The sequence below is a fragment of the Corynebacterium sp. zg-331 genome (assembly GCF_014267345.1).
In the GTDB taxonomy this organism is placed as follows: Bacteria; Actinomycetota; Actinomycetes; order Mycobacteriales; family Mycobacteriaceae; genus Corynebacterium.
This window is the reverse complement of the sequence record NZ_JACMYD010000001.1, coordinates 403,825-421,791: the sequence shown is the minus strand read 5'-3', so window position 1 is coordinate 421,791 and position 17,967 is coordinate 403,825. Positions and strand designations below refer to the sequence as shown.

Genomic DNA, 17,967 nt, shown 5'->3' with positions numbered 1-17,967 from the left:
GAGGTCAACCGGGGTACTCCGTGCTGACGATCCCTGCCGTGGGCGGGGTACTCCCCTCCAATGCCGGTTCAGTCTAGCACCAAACGCGGGACTAAAACGCCCCGCCGGTGGGATTGGAGGTGGCGCTCACGCTGCGCACCGCGTCGTATCCTCCGGACTCCTGCGTGGGCGCTAGCTCGGCTCCCTCCTCCTTGGGAGCCTCCGCGGGATCGGCGCCCTTAATCATCCAGAGGATCGTATCCAGCTCTTCTGGCTTGACCAAGACCTCGCGTGCCTTAGATCCCTCCGAGGGGCCCACCACGCCGCGCGACTCCATGAGGTCCATCAGGCGACCGGCCTTGGCGAAGCCGATGCGCAGCTTGCGCTGCAACATGGAGGTGGAGCCCAACTGCGAGGTCACCACCAGCTCCACGGCCTCCAAGAGGTCGTCCATGTCCTTGCCGATGTCCTCGTCAATCTCTTTCTTCTCCGCGGCCTTCTCCTCCGTCACACCCTCGGTGTAATCCGGTTCTGCCTGAGACTTGGCGGCCTCCACCACGCGCTGGATCTCCTCATCGGTCACAAAAGAGCCCTGCAGGCGCTGGGGCTTGCCCGCCCCCTGGGGGATAAAGAGGGCGTCGCCCATACCGATGAGCTTTTCCGCCCCACCCTGGTCGAGGATCACGCGGGAGTCCGTCAACGACGAGGTGGCAAAGGCCAGTCGAGAGGGAACATTCGTCTTAATCAGGCCGGTCACCACGTCCACCGAGGGGCGTTGGGTGGCCAGAACCAGGTGGATGCCCGCCGCGCGCGCCTTCTGGGTGATGCGCACGATGGATTCCTCGATCTCCTTCGGGGCCGTCATCATAAGGTCCGCCAGCTCGTCTACCACGCAAACGATGAAGGGGTAGGGCCGGTATTCGCGCTGCGATCCGGCCGGGGCCTGGATCTGCCCCGCACGCACCTTGCGGTTGAAGTCCTTGATGTGGCGCACCCGGGCGGCCTTCATGTCCATGTAGCGCTGTTCCATCTCCTCCACCAGCCACTGCAGGGCGGCGGAAGCCTTTTTCGGCTGGGTGATGATCGGGGTGATGAGGTGGGGAATCCCCTCGTAGGGCGTCAGCTCCACCATCTTCGGATCCACCAGGATCAACCGTACTTCCTCCGGGGTGGCGCGGGTGAGCAGGGAAACCAGCATGGAGTTGACAAAGGCGGATTTACCCGATCCGGTCGAACCAGCCACCAAAAGGTGCGGCATCTTCTGCACGGAAGCGCAGATGAAGTCGCCCTCGATGTCCTTGCCCAGGCCGATGAGCATGGGATCCTTGTTATCCACCGTGGCCGGGGCGTTGAGCACATCGGCCAGGCGGACCATCTCCCGATCCGTGTTGGGCACCTCGATGCCCACCGCGGACTTGCCCGGAATAGGGGTCAGTAGGCGAACATTATCGGTGGCCACCGCATAGGCTAGGTTCGACTGCAGATTAGTAATCTTGGAGACCTTCACCCCCGGGCCCAGCTCCACCTCGTAGCGCGTCACCGTGGGACCGCGAGAAAAGCCCGTCACCGCCGCATTGACCTTGAATTCCTCGAATACCGCGGTGATCGCCTCGATCATGCGATCGTTAGCCTCGGAGTGCTGGCGGGGCGGCTCTCCGGCGATGAGCAGCCCCGTGGACGGCAGCGCGTACTCGCCGTCCGAGGGTCCCTCGGTCGTAGTGGGACGAAACTCCTCGTCGTCCTCTTCTGGTTCCACCGCCGCCCGCTCCGGGGCGGTGGCCGCCGCGTCCATCCCGGAGCGGGCGATAATCGCCTGACGGATGGACTCGCGGCTGGTGGAGACCGCGTCGCGGGAGGCGGCTCGGGGGGCGGGTGCCTCCTCTGGCTCTTCCTCGACATCGGGCAAAGATTCCTCGGCTTCCACGATCGGGATCTCGTCGGTATCGGCCACCGAGGGCGCCGCCGGTGCGGGCTTTGTCTTCTTCCGCTTCTTGGCGAAGAGGCCATCGGGATCGAGTCCGGACGCATCGCCGGGCTCGTCCGCTGCGTCATAACCTCGCGGCGCGGGTCGCTTAGCCGGGCGGGGGGCACGGCGAGGAGACGAAGGGGCACCCGGGTGGGCGCGACGCTCCAGTTCCTCGTCCACGTGGGCATAAGCATCCTGGGGATCTTCCTCCCGATCCGCGTTCACGGAGCTGCGGATGAGATCCACCACGTAGTCGTAGCCCTCGCGCACCGTGATGCCGGTGACCTTGAGCGCGCCGTAGAAGATCACTAGGGCCAGGATGGGAATGGCAAGGTAGCGGCTAAAGCCCAGAGCGAGGATCCCCCCGGTGTAGGCCCCCACCAGCCCACCGGCGGCGGAGCGCGCGGACGCCCCGGCGGGATCCCCGGCGAGGAGGTGGATAAGGCCCAGCATGGCCACCGCGATGAGCCCCACGCCCCCCATCACGCGCGTCATCACCTCTCTGGGTTGGCGTATTCCCATCATCAGCGCCACCGCCACCACGACTAAGGCCACGGGCAGTACAAAGGCCCCCGCCCCGATCACGGTGTGCACGCCCCGGGCAATGAACTCACCGATGGGGCCCGCCACGTCGAACCACACCGAGGCACCCAACACCACGGCCACGCCGATGAGGCTGAGCCCGATGCCGTCGGAATGCTTCCGCACGGACTCCACCAGGCCGGTGTCCGGGGCCTCTTGTGGTTCCTCCTCATAATTATCCCGGGCGGCCTTCTTCCTCGGTTTCCTGCTCATATCCTCCGGTTTCTGTTCCTGATCTCGGGCACCACCAAGGCTGCGAGTAAGCTTTCCTGCCCCACCCGCCGCCGCGCTAAAGAGAGATTTCATGCCGCTGCCCACGGCCCCCACCGCGCTACCGGTACGCTCCTGCGAGGTCTCGGCGGCGCGGAAGGCCGCCGTGGCGGGAGCCGAGGAGAAAACCGCGGTACGCTCCTCCGCTCGGCGGGAATCACCCGCTCGGGCGCCGGCGCGGCGCGGTTTTCGGGGGGAAGGACTCGTGGCAGACATGGGCACCAGGATAGTTGCCTCGACACCACGATTCACATACGCCACACCAGATTGCGGAAAAACTTATCCGTACCCCCGAGTCATCCCTAGAGACTTGACTTAACGACGTCGTCCACCTCCCCCTCCACCGTCACCTCGACCGCGGTACGTCCGGAGCACCACAGCAGTATCTCGCCCGGATCCCCCTTAACCCGCACCACCGCGTCTCCTCGGGTAGCCACCCCGCGCTGCCGAGCCACCACAAGAGGGCGCATTCCCCGTCCCTCGAGTACCACCGGTCGCACGCTGCGCCGCAACAGAAGGGGTGCCATGCGCGCACACCACGACCACAGCGTCTCATCCACCCGGACGGAAAAATCGCGCGGTGTCACTTCTCCCCCGCCCCGACGCACGTCCTCGTGGTGAAGAAAGTGCTCGGCGGTGTTGAGGGGGGCGTCGATGAGCCGAACCGGGGAAAACCGACCCGGCCCGGCGGCCCACTGGCGCACTACGTCTTCGTAAGGGCGAGATTTGAGCTTAGCGGCGAGATTCTCCGCGTGGCCCCGCAGGGGATGAAGAAACATACCCGCTGCGGCATCGGGGCGCCGCTCCCGCAGCCACAGGTGGACGGCCAGGTCCTGCGTCGTCCACCCCTCGCACAACGTGGGAGCCCCCGGCCCCAGGCTCAGCAATAGATCGCGCAATCTCATCCGCTCGGCGCTCGCAAAAGACATGCACCCCAGCATAGGCCGGGGTGCACCGAAGCGTCGCGAATTACTACAGGGACTCGCGGGCGGAATCCACGTCCTCATCGGCAACCGGGTCGCCCTGATCCGAGGTCATGGGCACCACCGTGGGCAGGATCATCGGCTCGCGGCGCCACTTCTGCTCCACAAAGCGGGATACCTTACGACGCAGCTGCTGCACCATGCGATAGGGATCGTTCTCCCCCTCCGCAGCCAGGTCGTTCATGGTCTTTTCCGCCAGCTCGCGTACCTGCGGTACCACGGAACGATCGTCCTCGGCGAAACCCTTCGTCTGCACGGCAGGGGCCTCCAGCAGGCGGCCGGTGCGATTATCGATCACCGCGGTGATGCTCACGATGCCACCCTCACCCAAGGAGGTACGATCCGCCAACACATCCGAATCCACTTCGCCCATGGTCACGCCGTCAACGTAGAGGTGCCCGACCGGAATCTGCCCGACCACGCTGGCGCGACCATTGACCAGGTCCACCACCACGCCGTTTTGCGCCAACACGGTGCGATCCTCCGGCACGCCGGTGGCGATGGCCAGCTCCTTATTAGCACGCAGGTGACGCCACTCACCGTGCACCGGCATAGCGTTGCGAGGGCGCGCGGCGTTCCACAGGAAGAGCAACTCGCCGGCATAACCGTGACCCGAGGTGTGCACCTTAGCGTCGCGCCCGGTGATCACCGTGGCGCCGATCTGGGAAAGCATGTTGATCACGCCGAACACGGCTTCTTCATTGCCCGGCACCAGGGAGGAGGACAGAATGATGAGGTCGCCGTCGCGCACCGTGATCTGGCGGTGCTCCCGGCGAGCCATGCGCGACAGCGCCGCCATCGGCTCACCCTGGGTCCCGGTGGTGATCAGCAGCACCTTGTGCGGCGCCATCTTGGCGGCCTCATCCATCGAGACGATGGTGCCGCGCGGGGCCTTCAGATAGCCGAGCTTCTCTGCGATCTCCATGTTGCGGATCATGGACCGCCCATTGAAAGCCACCTTACGCCCGGCCGCCACCGCGGCATCCACCGCGGACTGCACCCGGTATACGTTGGAGGCAAAGGAGGCCAGGATCACGCGCTGCTTGGCCTCCCCCACCAACCGCTTGAGGGTAGGGGCGATCTCCGCCTCCGAGCCAGACACCCCGGGGGTGGTGGCGTTGGTGGAATCGCACAGCATGAGATCCACGCCCTCGTCGCCAAAGCGCGACAACGCCGGCAGATCCGTGGGGCGACCATCCGTAGGAGTTTGATCCATCTTGATGTCGCCCGTGTGGATCACCAGACCAGCGCCGGTCTTAATGGCGATGCCCAGGCAGTCCGGCACGGAGTGATTGACGTGCCAGAAACGAAGATTGAAGGGACCGCGATTTTCATGGGAATCCTCATGAACCTCGATCAGCTTGGGCCGCTGACGGTGCTCCTTACACTTGGCGGCAATCAGGGCCACCGTGAAGCGAGAGGCCAGGATGGGGATGTCCGGGCGCAGCTTGAGCAGCCAAGGAATCGCGCCGATGTGATCCTCGTGACCATGGGTGATCACCAGTGCGTCCACGCGATCCAGGTGCTTTTCGATGGGCCCGAAGTCCGGCAGGATGAGATCCACGCCCGGCTCGCTGGACGTGGGGAACAAGACGCCGCAATCCACGATGAGGAGACGGTTGTTGTACTCAAACACCGTCATGTTGCGGCCGATCTCGGAGATGCCTCCGAGGGCGTAGATGCGCAGGCCATTCTTGGGCGGCTTGGGCGGGGCGGGAAGACGCTTGGTCAGATCCGCCCCCTGCATGGACTTCACCACATTACGGCGGTTACCGCCCTGATGAGCGCGACTACCGCGACGGCCCCGGCCGCCGCGCTTGCTTCCGCCGTTACCGCTGCCCTGGAACCGCGAGGCGGATTCATTCTTCGCGCCGTTGCCGTTTCCCTCGTTCTTCTCCGGGGCCTGGAACACCGGGGTTTCCTCCGGGGGACCGGCCTTACGGGTGACCTTGCGGGAACGGTTTCGGGTTTCGCTCATATTTATAGGACTCCAGCTTTCTGCATGTCACGGCGGAGTTCCTCCACCTGATCCGGGGTCGGTGCGACCACCGGCAGGCGAGGATCCCCCACCTCGATGCCCTGCAGCCGCAGGGCAGCCTTAGCGAGGCTGACCCCGCCCAGGCGAGCCTGGGCGCAGACCAGCGGATTCAATGCGGCGTTGATTTCTCTAGCTCGAACGAGGTCGCCTTCCTCGAAACTTGTGTGCAGCAAGCGCAGCTGTGGGGCAGCCACATGCCCAATCACGGAGATGAAGCCGCTCGCGCCCAGGGAAAGCCAGGGCAGGTTCAGCGGATCGTCGCCGGAATACCACGCCAAACCGGTCTCCCGTATCAGGGCAGCCGCGGCGACCATGTCCCCCTTGGCGTCCTTGACGGCCATCACCGTGGGCAACTCCGCGAGGCGACGAATGGTATCCGGTGCCAGGGGAAGACCGGTGCGACCGGGGATATCGTAGAGGCAAATCGGAAGATCCGTGGCACCCGCCACGGCCTCGAAATGCCGATAGACACCCTCCTGGCTGGGCTTGGAGTAATACGGGGTGACCACGAGGAGGGCATCCGCGCCCGCCTCGGCCGAGGCCCGGGCGAGGCTTATGGACGCCCGAGTGTCATATGTCCCCGCGCCCGCGACGATACGCGCGCGATCACCCACCTCCTGCTTGACTGCGGTGAGCAGGCGCAGCTTTTCTTCTACCGTCACGGTAGGGGATTCCCCCGTGGTGCCGCCGAGAACGAGGGAGTCGCATCCGCTGTCCACCAAGTGGGCGGCCAGCCGGCGACCAGCATCAACATCCAGGTCCCCCTCCTTCGTTAGGGGGGTCACCATCGCAACGCTGACCGTGCCGAAGTGCTCGACTCCCGCCTTCGCTGTCAAACCTGTGCTCATGGCCCTCAACACTACCGCCTCGGCGGCGATAACGGGACAGCGCCCCGCGCTTAATCCATCCCGTAGGCGCTTTCCACCGCCGGCGTCCCGCCCGTAACGGGCACCTCCTCGACGTCGATGAGCAGCGCCGGGGCCACCGGCCGCAAAGCATCGAGCAGAGCAACGGCCAGGCTGCGCCGCTCCGCATCGGCGTGCTCGGCACCAAACCCGAGGATGACCGACCGCCAGGCCTGCATCGACGCGGTAACCACGAGCGAGGTCGCCACCGCCGCCGGAACAACCGCGTGCGCGGCCTGACGAGCTTGGCGCGCCGCCCACACGGCATCGTGGAGCTGAGGCTCGTTCTCTTCGAGTCCGTCCACCACCTGCTCATAGGCAAAGCAGGCCTCATCCACGGTCCGAAGGAACAGGCCGCGCAGGGTCTCGTCGCGCTCGATCGCCAGCGGAATCACCACCTCCGCCCCCTCCGCACTCACCGGAGGAGCCGCGCGGGTCACGGTGAGGTCTCGGCGGCAAGCCACGATATCCGCACACCCGCGCGACAGCCCCGCGATATGCACCGTGGCGATGGCATGCGCCATGAGATCCCAGCGCGCCACCTCCTGGAGGTGGCGCACATACGCCCCCGTGCCCCGTGTGCGCGGACGGGGATGCTCGAGGCTACCCGCCTCCAATCTGCCCGCAAACTCCACCACCGCCTCGGCCGCCGTGGCCCCCTCCTCCGGGGACCACGCGGTCTCAACAGGCGGGATCAGCATCGGTGCGCTGAGCAGGCGCACCCGCAACCGGGCCAAACGCACCACGTTAGAGCCCCAGGTAGGAATCCAGGCCCACCGTCAGCCCGGGGCGTTGGGCCACGGTACGCACCCCCAGCACCACGCCCGGCACAAAGGAAGTGCGATCGTAGGAGTCCTGGCGGATCGTCAGCGTCTGCCCCTGGGTACCAAAGATGATCTCTTCGTGTGCATTCATGCCCTGCATACGCACGGCGTGAACCGGAATGCCGTCCACCGTGGAACCGCGGGCGCCGTCCAAGGCCTGCTCAGTGGCGTCCGGGGCGGGGTCCATACCGGCCTCGCGCCGTGCCCGCGCGATCCCCTGCGCGGTGTGCAGCGCCGTCCCGGAGGGAGCATCCAGCTTATTCGGGTGGTGATACTCCACCACTTCGGCCGATTCAAAGTACGTGGCGGCCTGGCGGGCAAAAGCCATCGCTAACACGGCCGAGATCGCGAAGTTCGGAGCGATCAGCACACCCACCCCGGGATTACCCTCGCACCAGGCACGCACCTGGTCTCGGCGCTGATCGTCGAAGCCAGTGGTACCCACCACGCAGTGGATCCCCTGGTTGATGCAGAACTCCAGGTTCCCCATCACCTGATCGGGCACCGTGAAATCCACGATCACCTCCACCTCGGCGGTCACAAGGTCCTGCTTATCATCCCCGTGATCCAGGGCCGCGACGAGCTCCAGGCCTTCGGTATTCCTGATTCCCTCCGCGATCGTGGAACCCACGCGGCCCTGGGCACCCAGAACCCCTACCCTTATCGTCATGTCTTACCTCCTCGCGAGTGTTTTCTTTCCCCCACGCTAGCGCAGGCACCCGGCATCCACCTCGCCGGGATGGTCCTCGGGCTGCCGTCATCGAGATCATCGCCTCGATACGTCCTAGGGCACACCGACGCCAAATCCTACTGTCATCACCCACACATCGTCCTGAAAAAAGAACGCCTCGCCGTGTCCCCCACGGGAACCACGACGAGGCGATGAGCGGCGACTCTACTTGTCCGCCACCGGCACCAGGGAAAGCTTGCCGCGGTTATCAATATCCGCGATCTCCACCTCCACCTTGTCACCGACGTTAATCACGTCCTCGACCTTGTCGATGCGCTTGTTGCCGCCCAGATTGGAGATGTGAATCAAACCATCGCGGCCCGGGGCGATGGAAACGAACGCGCCGAAGGCCACGGTCTTGACCACCGTGCCCAGGAAGCGCTCCCCCACCTTGGGCAGCTGCGGGTTAGCAATGCTATTGATCTTCTCCACGGCGGCATCGGCGGCCTGCCCGCTGGCGGCGGAGACGTAGACGGTGCCGTCCTCCTCGATGGAAACCTCCGCGCCGGTTTCCTCCGTGATCGCGTTAATGGTCTTGCCCTTGGGACCAATGAGCTCGCCGATCTTGCTCACCGGCACGGTGACCGTGACGATCTTCGGAGCGAGCCCGCTCATCTCATCGGGGCCGTCGATGACCTCCATCATCGTGTCCAGAATCGTCAGGCGCGCCTCGCGGGCCTGATCCAAGGCGGAGGCCAACACCTTGGAGGGAATACCGTCGAGCTTGGTATCCAGCTGCAAGGCGGTGATGAACTCGGCAGTACCGGCCACCTTGAAGTCCATGTCGCCGAAGGCGTCCTCAGCCCCGAGAATATCGGTGAGCGCCACGTACTGGGTCTTGCCCTCCACCTCGCCGGAGACCAACCCCATAGCGATGCCCGCCACCGGGGCCTTCAGCGGCACGCCCGCGTTGTAGAGGGAAAGCACGGAGGCACACACCGAACCCATCGAGGTGGAACCGTTGGAGCCCAACGCCTCGGAGACCTGACGGATGGTGTAAGGAAATTCCTCTCGGGAAGGGATCACCGGAGCTACAGCGCGCTCGGCCAGGGCACCGTGGCCGATCTCGCGACGCTTAGGCGAACCCACTCGTCCGGTCTCACCAGTGGAATAGGGCGGGAAGTTGTAGTGATGGATGTAGCGCTTGGACTTCACCGGGGTGAGCGAGTCGATCTGCTGCTCCATCTTGAGCATGTCCAGGGTGGTCACGCCCAGGATCTGCGTCTCGCCGCGCTCGAAGAGGGAAGAACCGTGGGCGCGCGGCACCAGATCCACCTCCACGCCGAGGTCACGGATGTCGGTCAGGCCGCGACCATCGATGCGGAAGCCGTCGGTGAGGATCATCTCCCGCACGATCTCCTTCATCACCGCACCGTAGGCGGCGCGGATCTGCTTGGCGATCTCCTCCAGGTCTTCCTCCTCGGCGAAGCGCTCCAGCAGCTGTTCCTCCACCTCGGCGTAGAAGGCATCGGTGGCCTCGTCGCGCTCCTGCTTGCCAGCGATGGTGAGCAGCTTGCGCAGCTTCTTGGCGGCCTTCTTCTCCACGGCGGCGCGGATCTCCTCCCCATAGGGGGGAAAGAGCGGGAACTCGCGATCTTCCTTGCCCGCGCGCTGCGCCAGGCCCTCCTGAGCCCGGCACAACGTGGCCAGGAAGGGCTTGGCCGCCTCAAGCCCCTCGGCCACCACGGACTCCGTGGGGGCGGGCGCGCCCTGGGCGATGCGGTCCACGACGGTCTCTCCCGCACCGGCCTCGACCATCATGATCGCCACGTCCTCGACCGTGCGGCGGCCCTGGCGGCGCTTGACGATGCGCCCGGCCACCACGAGCTCGAAGAGGGCTTCCTCGTGCTGCTCGGCGGTGGGGAACGCCACCCACTGCCCCTTGGGATGCTCGTCATCGGCGAGCAGCGCCATGCGCACTCCGGCCACCGCGCCGGAGACCGGCAGGCCGGAGAGCTGCGTGGCCGCGGAGGCACCGTTGATGGCTACCACGTCGTAGAAGTCCTCGGGGGCCTGGGACATCACGGTGATAACGATCTGCACCTCGTTGCGCAGCCCCTTGGTGAAGGTGGGGCGCAGCGGGCGGTCGATGAGGCGGCAGGCCAAGATGGCGTCCGTGCTCGGGCGGCCCTCGCGGCGGAAGAAGGAGCCCGGGATGCGCCCGGCGGCATACATGCGCTCCTCCACGTCCACGGTCAGGGGGAAGAAGTCCAGGCCCTCGCGCGGCTTGCTCGAGGCCGTGGTGGTGGCCAGCAGCATCGTGTCCTCGTCCAGGTACGTGGTGACCGAGCCATCGGCCTGGCGGGCCAGCTGGCCCGTCTCGAACCGCACCTCGCGGGTACCAAAATCACCGTTGTCGATGATGGCCACCGCCTCGGTGAGGCCATACTCCTCATCGATATTGAACTCGAGGTTCTTCTCGACGTTTTTCAGCGGGTTATTCTCATTTTTCCGGCCGGGATTCGGTTTCCCGGACTGAGACTTCCTAGGCAAAAGGGCCCTCCTCTATGCTGCATAGCGTCATGGCGATCGTCGATGTCGCCTTCATTTCCACATTCGTGCTATGAACAAGGCTACCCTAACACGCTCGGTCACGCGCACGCACCCCGCGAGGGCCGAACACAACAAACCCCGCTCGCCGGATCGACGGCGTAGCGGGGTGAGGCAAAACCGAGCGTGCTTATCGGCGCAGCCCCAGCCTGGAGATCAGGTCGCGGTAGCGATCGATGTTGGTCTCCGAGAGATAGTTAAGCAGGCCACGGCGGCGGCCCACCATCAGCAGCAGACCGCGACGGGAGTGGTGGTCGTGCCTGTGGGTCTTGAGGTGCTCGGTGAGGTTGGAGATGCGCTCGGTCAGCAGCGCCACCTGCGCCTCGGGGGAACCGGTATCGGTCTCGTGCAGGCCGTACTCGGCCAGGATTTCCTTCTTCTTCTCAGTGCCCAGGGACATGGGAGTCATCACCTCGCGGTTATTTCAGTCCACACGAAAAAACAAGCGGGGCAACTACTGTGGACCGCAGTTGCCAAACCGGACTACACAATAGCAGGAATCGGCCCACCGCCGAAACCTCGCCCCGCACAGCGGATCGGTAGGTTAGCACAGGACCGAACCGATACGCTCCATGAATTCCGCGAGGAAGCGCGGGGCGTCCACCGCCACCGCGGCTCGTGAGGTGTGCTCGGCATCGTTGAGCCGCTTTTCATCGCCAATGGTGCGCCCGCGCGTGGGCCCCTCGAGATCCACCTTGAGGTTGATCGGCAACAGAGTGACTAGGGAGGGATCCACCGCCACGGCCACCGCCAACGGGTCGTGCAGGCCGCAGCCGCCGAGGTAGGGGGCGGTGGTCTCGTAGGCCTTGATGTAATAATCCGTGATGTCCGCCAGGGCGCGCCCCGCCTCGGTGCCCAACGCGCGCCACTGACGCGTCTCCTCGTAGGTAAGCAGGGTCTGCAGCGTCACGTCGAGGCCAATCATGGTCACGTCCGCCCCGGAGCGCAGTAGCGCGTCCGCGGCCTCCGGATCCTGGTTGATATTAGCCTCCGTCCAGGCGTTGACGTTGCCAGGCACGGTGAGCGCACCGCCCATGATGACGATGTGAGCGTGACGAGCAAAGCCCGGGTCTCGGGCGATAGCTGCGGCGAGGTTGGTCATCGGCCCGGTGGCCACAATCACCAGGTCGTCGCCGTGCTCGCGCACCGAGTCCACCAGGAAGTCCACCGCCGCACGCCCCTCCACCGCGCGCGGGGAGGCCGGGATCTCCACCTCGCCGATGCCGTTCTTCCCGTGGATAAAGGCCGAAATATCGAGTACCTCGAAGCCCTCCTTAGCCTGCGCGTGCGGCTCGCCCAGGAACACCGGCACCTCGGAATGGCCCAGCAGATCGAGCAAAGCGAGGTCATTGGCGGCCCCCTGCTCGATGAGGACGTTGCCGTAGGTACAGGTCACGCCGATGAGGTCGAGTTCCGGGGAACCCAGCGCATAGGCCAAAGCCAGGGCGTCATCAACGCCGGTATCCAGGTCGAGGATGATTTTCGGGCCACGGGATGCACTCCTTGTGCCGATCGTTTTTCGGTTGCGGTCACCCCATACTTTATCCCGCGAGAATCCCCCGGGCACGCCCCACGTCCTGCTCCATCGCCGCGAGCAACTCCTCCGCCCCGGAGAACTTCACCATCGGACGCACGTACGCCACAAACTCCACCGTGGCGGTATGCCCATAGAGATCCGCCTCCTGGTCGATCACGAAGGACTCCACGCTGCGCGGCTCGTCGCCAAAGGTCGGATTGGTGCCCACGGAGATGGCCGCCGGGTACCGGCGGCCGGCCACCATGGTTCCCGCGATCGGCCCCGAATCCATGACGGTCAGCCAACCCGCGTACACGCCGTCGGCGGGCAGCGCCATGTACTCCGGGAAATACTGATTGGCCGTAGGGTAGCCTAGTTCCTTGCCCCCGCGGCCCGCGCCGTGCACCACTTTGCCCGTCACCCGAAAGGGACGCCCCAAGGCCCAGTTGGCACCCTCGATATTGCTCTCGCTGAGGTAGCGGCGCACCAGGGAGGAACAGAGGCGCTGGCCGCCATCGTGATAGAGACCCACGACAATCGGATCAATACCGTAACTCTCGCCCAGCTCGCGCAGCGTCTGCGCGGTGCCTGCGGCATCCTTGCCAAAGGTAAAGTTCTCCCCCACCAGCACCGCGGCGGCCTTGAGCGTGTCCACCAGCAGCGAGGTGAAGTAATGGCGTGGGCTAAGTCCCGCCAGCTCACAGGTAAAGTTGACCACCAGCACGGCGTCCACCCCCAGCTCACCGGCCAGGCGCAACCGCTCATCGAGCGAGGTCAGTCGCGCCGGGGTTCGCTCCGGAAGGAACACCGACACGGGGTGGGGGTCGAAGGTCACCATCACGCAAGGCAGCCCGCGCCCGCGCGCCTCTTCCACCGCGCGCCCGAGCAGGTGCTGATGTCCCCGATGCACCCCATCGAATACCCCGATGGTGACCACCGAGGCGGCGAGATCAGAGGGAACGGCTGCAAGCCCGTACCAAATATTCACGCACCTAGACTACGACATACACTACGGGGCATGATGGATCCCCTCGCGCGCTCAGGAATAGTAGTGGTGGACAAGCCCCAGGGATTGTCCTCCCACGACGTTGTGGTCCGACTCCGCAAGGCAATGGGGACCAAAAAGGTGGGGCACGCGGGCACCCTCGACCCCATGGCCACCGGGGTACTAGTGACCGGCATCGGGCGCGGCACCAAATTCCTCGCCCACCTGACCGCCGCCACCAAGGCCTATCGCGCTACCATCCGCCTGGGGCAGGCTACCACCACCGACGATGCCGAGGGGGAGATCACCGCGCAGGCTAACACCGAGGCCCTGCGCGCGCTCGACACCCCGCGCATCGAGCACGCGATCGCCGCCCTCACCGGGGACATCATGCAGCGCCCCTCCTCCTTCTCCGCCATCAAGATCGATGGCCAGCGCGCCTACGCCCGTGCCCGCGCCGGCGAGAAGGTCGAAATCGCCCCCCGCCCCGTGACCGTCTCGCGCTTTACCCTGCTCGATCGCCGGGATACCGACCTCGATGTGGAGGTACGGTGCTCCTCCGGCACCTACATCCGCGCCCTAGCCCGCGATCTGGGTGCGACCCTGGGAGTAGGCGGGCACCTCACCGCGCTGCGCCGCACCGAGGTGGGCCCCTTAAGCCTGGCGGACGCAGCGCCCCTCGACGAATTGGCCGAAAACCCCCGGCTGAGCCTCACTCTGGATCAGGCCCTGCCCCGCTGCTACCCCACCGTGGCGGTGACCCACGCCGAGGCCGAGGCCCTCGCAAAGGGGCAATGGCTAGAGCCCCGGGGACTCAGCGGAGTGCACGCCGCGGTGGACCCGGAGGGGCGCAGCATAGCGCTCATCCGGGAGAAGGGATCGCGCCTGGCCACCGTCTTCGTGGCCCGGCCCTCCACCCTCTAGGGCGATCACGGGCGCGGCACCGTGATCGCCGCGCAGCAATAGCCCTCGCGCACCACCCACCGCCCCTGGAACGCCCGCAGGGGGGCGGCATCATGAAGCAGGCGCGAGGTAAAGGTGCCCCCGGGGTGCAAATCGATTTCGGCCTGGTCGAAGTCCAACCAGCGCTGTGTCAGGGGAAACCAGGCCTTGTAAGTGGCCTCCTTGGCGCAAAACAGCAAGCGATCCGCCCAGGTCCTGCCCTCCCTACGCCACCGCCGCACCACGTGCCGCTCCGAGCCCAGCGCGATGGATTCCAGCACGCCCTCGGGCAGCGCGGCCGCCGGTTCCACGTCCAGCCCCAACGCACGCACCTCCGCGCGGGGGGCCACCGCCGCGACGCGCAGCCCCTCGGTATGGGCGAGCGAGCCGGTAAAGCCCCGCGGCCACAGCGGCATCCCCTTAGGCCCCCGCAGAATCGGCGTGCTCACAGGCACCCCATAGCCCGCTAGAGCCTGATGGGCGCACCACCGCGCATCCCCGAACTCCGCCTTACGCTTGTCCACCGCGCCCGCCACCAACTCCCGCTCCGCGGCGGGCAGGGCCGCATATCGGTGTAGGGCGACCTCCCCCACCCGCAATAGGCGCCACCGCACCGAGGATCCAAAGAGCGTGTCCATCACCGCGCCTGCCCTCCCAGCACCGGGTAGGGCCACGGGCGCCGAGAGCGAGAATGCCGCTCCCTGGGATAGCCCAGGGAGGCCTCGATGTGTGCGACGCCACGCACCCGGGTCACCCCCGGCAGGTGCAGGTGCCCATACACCACGGCGCGGGCGCAATACCGCTGCGGCCAATGCCTCGTGTGCTCGGTACCGCACCACAGGGATAGCTCTGGTATCCCCAGGCGCATCACCGGCTCACGAACCAGGGGCCAGTGATTAACCAGCACCGTGGGTTTGCCCCGGAGCACGGCGAGCCTGCTCGCGCTGTAAGCCAGGCGCTCCCGACACCACCTCGGAACATCCACGAAGGGCTCCAGGGCGACCGCATCGATGAGCGCCCGCCCTGCGCGCAGCACTCCGTCCCGAGTCACCCCGGCGGGGGCAAGGCTGTAATCGTAAAGGGTACATAGTGGAGCCACCGCGCTGCCCTGAAACACCGGATACTCATCCTCCGGGGTATGCACGCCGATCTCCCGGCACCGGCGCACCAGCTCCGCATACCGCCCGCGCCCCCGGTGCTCATCACCGGCGCGACTGAGCAGCTCGTGATTACCCGGGGCCCAGATCACCTCGGCAAATCGCGCGCGCAGCAGGCCTAGGGTGTCTATCACCAGGTCCATGTTCTCCGCCACATCCCCGGCCACGATGAGCCAATCATCGGGGTGGTGCGCCCGCAGAGCCGCTACGCGATCCTGATTAGCCGGCACGGCGGCATGAAGATCGGAGACCGCCCACAGCGTCGGTCCGGTCACGTCACCGCCCACCTCATCGAGCGGAAGCGCCAAACCACCGCCACCAGGCGCAGCCCGATGAAGGCCACCAGGCCGCACCACACCCCCACCAGCCCGCTGTGGAAGGCATAGGCCAGCCACACCCCGGGTAGGAAACCGCAGAGCACCGCCGCCACCGTGGCGTTGCGCAGGAACGCGGCATCAGCGGCCCCCAGCAACACTCCGTCGAGGGCAAAGAGGACGCCACCCATCACGATCATGGCGATCATCAGCCACCACGGCCCGCGAATCTCCCCAAGCACCGCTTCCTCCGAGCTAAAGATTCCCGGTATCACCCCCGCCCCCACGGTAAAGCAGGCCGCAAGCCCGCAGGAGAAAAGAAAGGAATAGCGCGTGATGGTCAACCCCACGGCGCGCGCCCGCCGCACCGTGCCCTGGCCCAGGGCCGCCCCGGTCAGCGTCTGAGCCGCAATCGCCAGGGAATCAAGCACCAAGGTGAGGAAGTTCCACAGCTGCAGCAGGATCTGGTGCGCAGCCAGGGCCGCCACGCCGAACCGCCCCGCCACCCCGGCCGCGGAGAGAAAGGCCACCTGGAAGGAGGCCGAACGCACAATGAGGTCACGCCCCAGCACCAACTGACTCCGAATCATCGCCCACTGCGGCCGCCACGGCCCGCGGTGTTCACGCACCAAGGCCCCCAGGAACAGCAACGCGGACACGCTGACCCCCAACAGGTTGGCTACCGCCGAGCCCACCAGCCCCAGGCGCCCCACCAGAACGGGCACCAAGAGCGCGCCGGGTATCACCCCCGCCAGCGTGAAGTACAGGGGGCGGCGGGTATCCTGCACACCGCGGAGCCAGCCGTGACCGGCCATGACAATCAGGGTGAGCGGGATGCCCACTGCGGCCAGTCGCATCCAGGCGGTGGCTTGGCGTGCCACCTCCTCGCTACCGCCGAGCCACCCCGCCAGGACGGGCGCCCCAACGATCACGCCCAGGGTCAACGCCACCCCCACTGCCAGGGCCACCCAGGTTGCCTGCACCCCTTCGGCCACCGCCTCGGCCCGTCTGCCCTGGCCAAAAAGACGGGAAGCACGCGCGGTAGTGCCGTAGGACAAAAAGGTCAGCTGGGTGGTCACCTGGGATTGAATGGTCGTGCCTACCGCCAAGGCCGCCTGCTCCAGGCCACCCAGGCGCCCGACCACGGCGGTATCGAGCAACAAATACAGCGGGGTCGCCGCCAGGACCCCTAGGGCCGGCACGGCGAGCGCAAAGACGTCCTTCGCCGTCACCTCCCGGCCGGGTGCGGGCGCGCTCATGCTTTCTCGCTATATTCTCGCAGCACCGCGATAAGATCATCGATGGCCTCGTCGCGCGACCCCACCGCCGTATAGCCGGCCGCGGGGCGATGCCCGCCGCCGCCCAGGGCCGTCGCAATCCGGGATACGTCCAGGGTATCGCTGCGCAGAGACACCGCCCAGGTGCGCGGCGACGTGGCCTTGAATACCACCCCCAGCTGGCAGCCGTCCAGAGAATGCACGAAATCCACCAGCGACTCCACCGCCGAGGCCGAATGCCCTAGGACATCGCGGTGCTCGGCCACCAGGAGCGCCAGGCGGAGACCATCGATGTGGAGCACGTCGATGCCCGCGAGCACGGTGCCCACCATCTTCAGGTCATGAGCGGAGGCGTGATCCAACAGATCCGCGCTAATCCGTCGGGCCGCCACGCCCCGATTCAGCAGATCCGCGGCGATGGTGTGCATGCGCGGGCTGCCCCAGCGGAAGCTCCCGGTATCCGTGACTAACCCGGCGTAGAGGCTATGCGCGATCGAGGTATCGATCTCGACGCCCATGAGGTGAAAGAGATCGTAAAGGATCGTGGTGGTCGATTCCGCCCCCGGCACGACGCAATCGAGCGCCCCGAAACCGGGGTTCGAGGCGTGATGGTCGATCACGACGAGCCGGTCGCAGCGCTCGCGGAGCTGTTCGGCGAGTAAGCCCGTACGATCCAGGGAACCGCAGTCCACCGCCACATAGACGTCCGCCTCGGGCAGGCGCGCCCCACGCAACAGCTCCCGTGCCCCGGGAATGGTATAGAGATTTTCCGCAAAGCGCGGGTCCTGGCCAACGATCCCCTGGGCTCGTTGCCCCCGCTGGCGCAGCGCCGCCACCAGGGCGGTCACCGAGCCGATCGCGTCCGCGTCCGGGCGTAAGTGACCAATCACCACCACACTACCGGCGGCTTTCAGCCACGCGGCTACCTGCTCTAGCTCTGCCACTGGCG

At 66.2% G+C, this 17,967-nt stretch carries 15 protein-coding genes; 1 reads left to right on the top strand and 14 read right to left on the bottom strand.

Going from position 1 to position 17,967, the window contains the following annotated elements; translation table 11 throughout:
- Positions 1–91: 91 nt before the first annotated feature.
- The 10 genes from H7347_RS02060 to H7347_RS02015 form a co-directional block, all read right to left on the bottom strand.
- Positions 92–3,013, bottom strand: coding sequence for a DNA translocase FtsK (locus H7347_RS02060; RefSeq protein WP_152820802.1), 2,922 nt, complete (start codon positions 3,011–3,013; stop codon positions 92–94).
- 86 nt (positions 3,014–3,099) lie between these two features.
- Positions 3,100–3,726 carry a TIGR03085 family metal-binding protein gene (locus H7347_RS02055; protein ID WP_227658942.1) on the bottom strand — a complete coding sequence of 209 codons (627 nt, stop codon included), beginning with the start codon at positions 3,724–3,726 and terminating at the stop codon, positions 3,100–3,102.
- A gap of 43 nt (positions 3,727–3,769) precedes the next feature.
- On the bottom strand, positions 3,770–5,758 hold the full coding sequence (locus tag H7347_RS02050) for a ribonuclease J (protein ID WP_152820797.1): 1,989 nt from the start codon (positions 5,756–5,758) through the stop codon (positions 3,770–3,772).
- Positions 5,759–5,760: 2 nt separating this feature from the next.
- A complete protein-coding gene (gene dapA / locus H7347_RS02045) occupies positions 5,761–6,666 on the bottom strand; it encodes a 4-hydroxy-tetrahydrodipicolinate synthase (protein ID WP_152820795.1) in 906 nt (301 codons plus the stop codon).
- A 50-nt stretch (positions 6,667–6,716) separates the two neighbouring features.
- Positions 6,717–7,469 (bottom strand): FAD-dependent thymidylate synthase, encoded by a 753-nt coding sequence (locus H7347_RS02040; protein ID WP_152820793.1) that lies wholly within the window; start codon positions 7,467–7,469, stop codon positions 6,717–6,719.
- A gap of 1 nt (position 7,470) precedes the next feature.
- Complete coding sequence (gene dapB, locus H7347_RS02035; protein WP_152820790.1) at positions 7,471–8,217, bottom strand: 4-hydroxy-tetrahydrodipicolinate reductase; 747 nt, start codon at positions 8,215–8,217, stop codon at positions 7,471–7,473.
- A gap of 225 nt (positions 8,218–8,442) precedes the next feature.
- On the bottom strand, positions 8,443–10,710 hold the full coding sequence (locus H7347_RS02030; protein WP_152821298.1) for a polyribonucleotide nucleotidyltransferase: 2,268 nt from the start codon (positions 10,708–10,710) through the stop codon (positions 8,443–8,445).
- Positions 10,711–10,957: 247 nt separating this feature from the next.
- Positions 10,958–11,227 carry a 30S ribosomal protein S15 gene (rpsO, locus tag H7347_RS02025; RefSeq protein WP_152820789.1) on the bottom strand — a complete coding sequence of 90 codons (270 nt, stop codon included), beginning with the start codon at positions 11,225–11,227 and terminating at the stop codon, positions 10,958–10,960.
- A gap of 144 nt (positions 11,228–11,371) precedes the next feature.
- A complete protein-coding gene (locus H7347_RS02020) occupies positions 11,372–12,340 on the bottom strand; it encodes a nucleoside hydrolase (RefSeq protein ID WP_186337187.1) in 969 nt (322 codons plus the stop codon).
- Between the two features lie 28 nt (positions 12,341–12,368).
- Positions 12,369–13,331 (bottom strand): bifunctional riboflavin kinase/FAD synthetase, encoded by a 963-nt coding sequence (locus H7347_RS02015; RefSeq protein ID WP_186337117.1) that lies wholly within the window; start codon positions 13,329–13,331, stop codon positions 12,369–12,371.
- A gap of 30 nt (positions 13,332–13,361) precedes the next feature.
- On the opposite strand from H7347_RS02015, the gene truB reads away from it, so the two are divergent.
- A complete protein-coding gene (gene truB, locus H7347_RS02010) occupies positions 13,362–14,252 on the top strand; it encodes a tRNA pseudouridine(55) synthase TruB (protein WP_152820787.1) in 891 nt (296 codons plus the stop codon).
- A 5-nt stretch (positions 14,253–14,257) separates the two neighbouring features.
- On the opposite strand, the gene H7347_RS02005 is transcribed toward truB, so the two are convergent.
- Genes H7347_RS02005 through H7347_RS01990 form a run of 4 tightly spaced genes read right to left on the bottom strand, consistent with a single transcriptional unit; the run spans position 14,258 to position 17,962 of the window.
- The gene (locus H7347_RS02005) at positions 14,258–14,908 is read right to left on the bottom strand and encodes a 4'-phosphopantetheinyl transferase (protein WP_152820785.1); all 651 of its coding nucleotides are present in this window, start codon (positions 14,906–14,908) and stop codon (positions 14,258–14,260) included.
- Positions 14,908–15,702 (bottom strand): metallophosphoesterase, encoded by a 795-nt coding sequence (locus tag H7347_RS02000; protein ID WP_370513884.1) that lies wholly within the window; start codon positions 15,700–15,702, stop codon positions 14,908–14,910. The genes H7347_RS02005 and H7347_RS02000 overlap by 1 nt, the downstream gene beginning before the upstream one ends.
- Positions 15,699–17,000, bottom strand: coding sequence for an MATE family efflux transporter (locus H7347_RS01995; protein WP_152820781.1), 1,302 nt, complete (start codon positions 16,998–17,000; stop codon positions 15,699–15,701). Before H7347_RS01995 ends, H7347_RS02000 begins: the two co-directional genes overlap by 4 nt.
- Complete coding sequence (locus H7347_RS01990; RefSeq protein WP_186337116.1) at positions 16,997–17,962, bottom strand: bifunctional oligoribonuclease/PAP phosphatase NrnA; 966 nt, start codon at positions 17,960–17,962, stop codon at positions 16,997–16,999. The genes H7347_RS01995 and H7347_RS01990 overlap by 4 nt, the downstream gene beginning before the upstream one ends.
- Positions 17,963–17,967 lie beyond the last annotated feature (5 nt).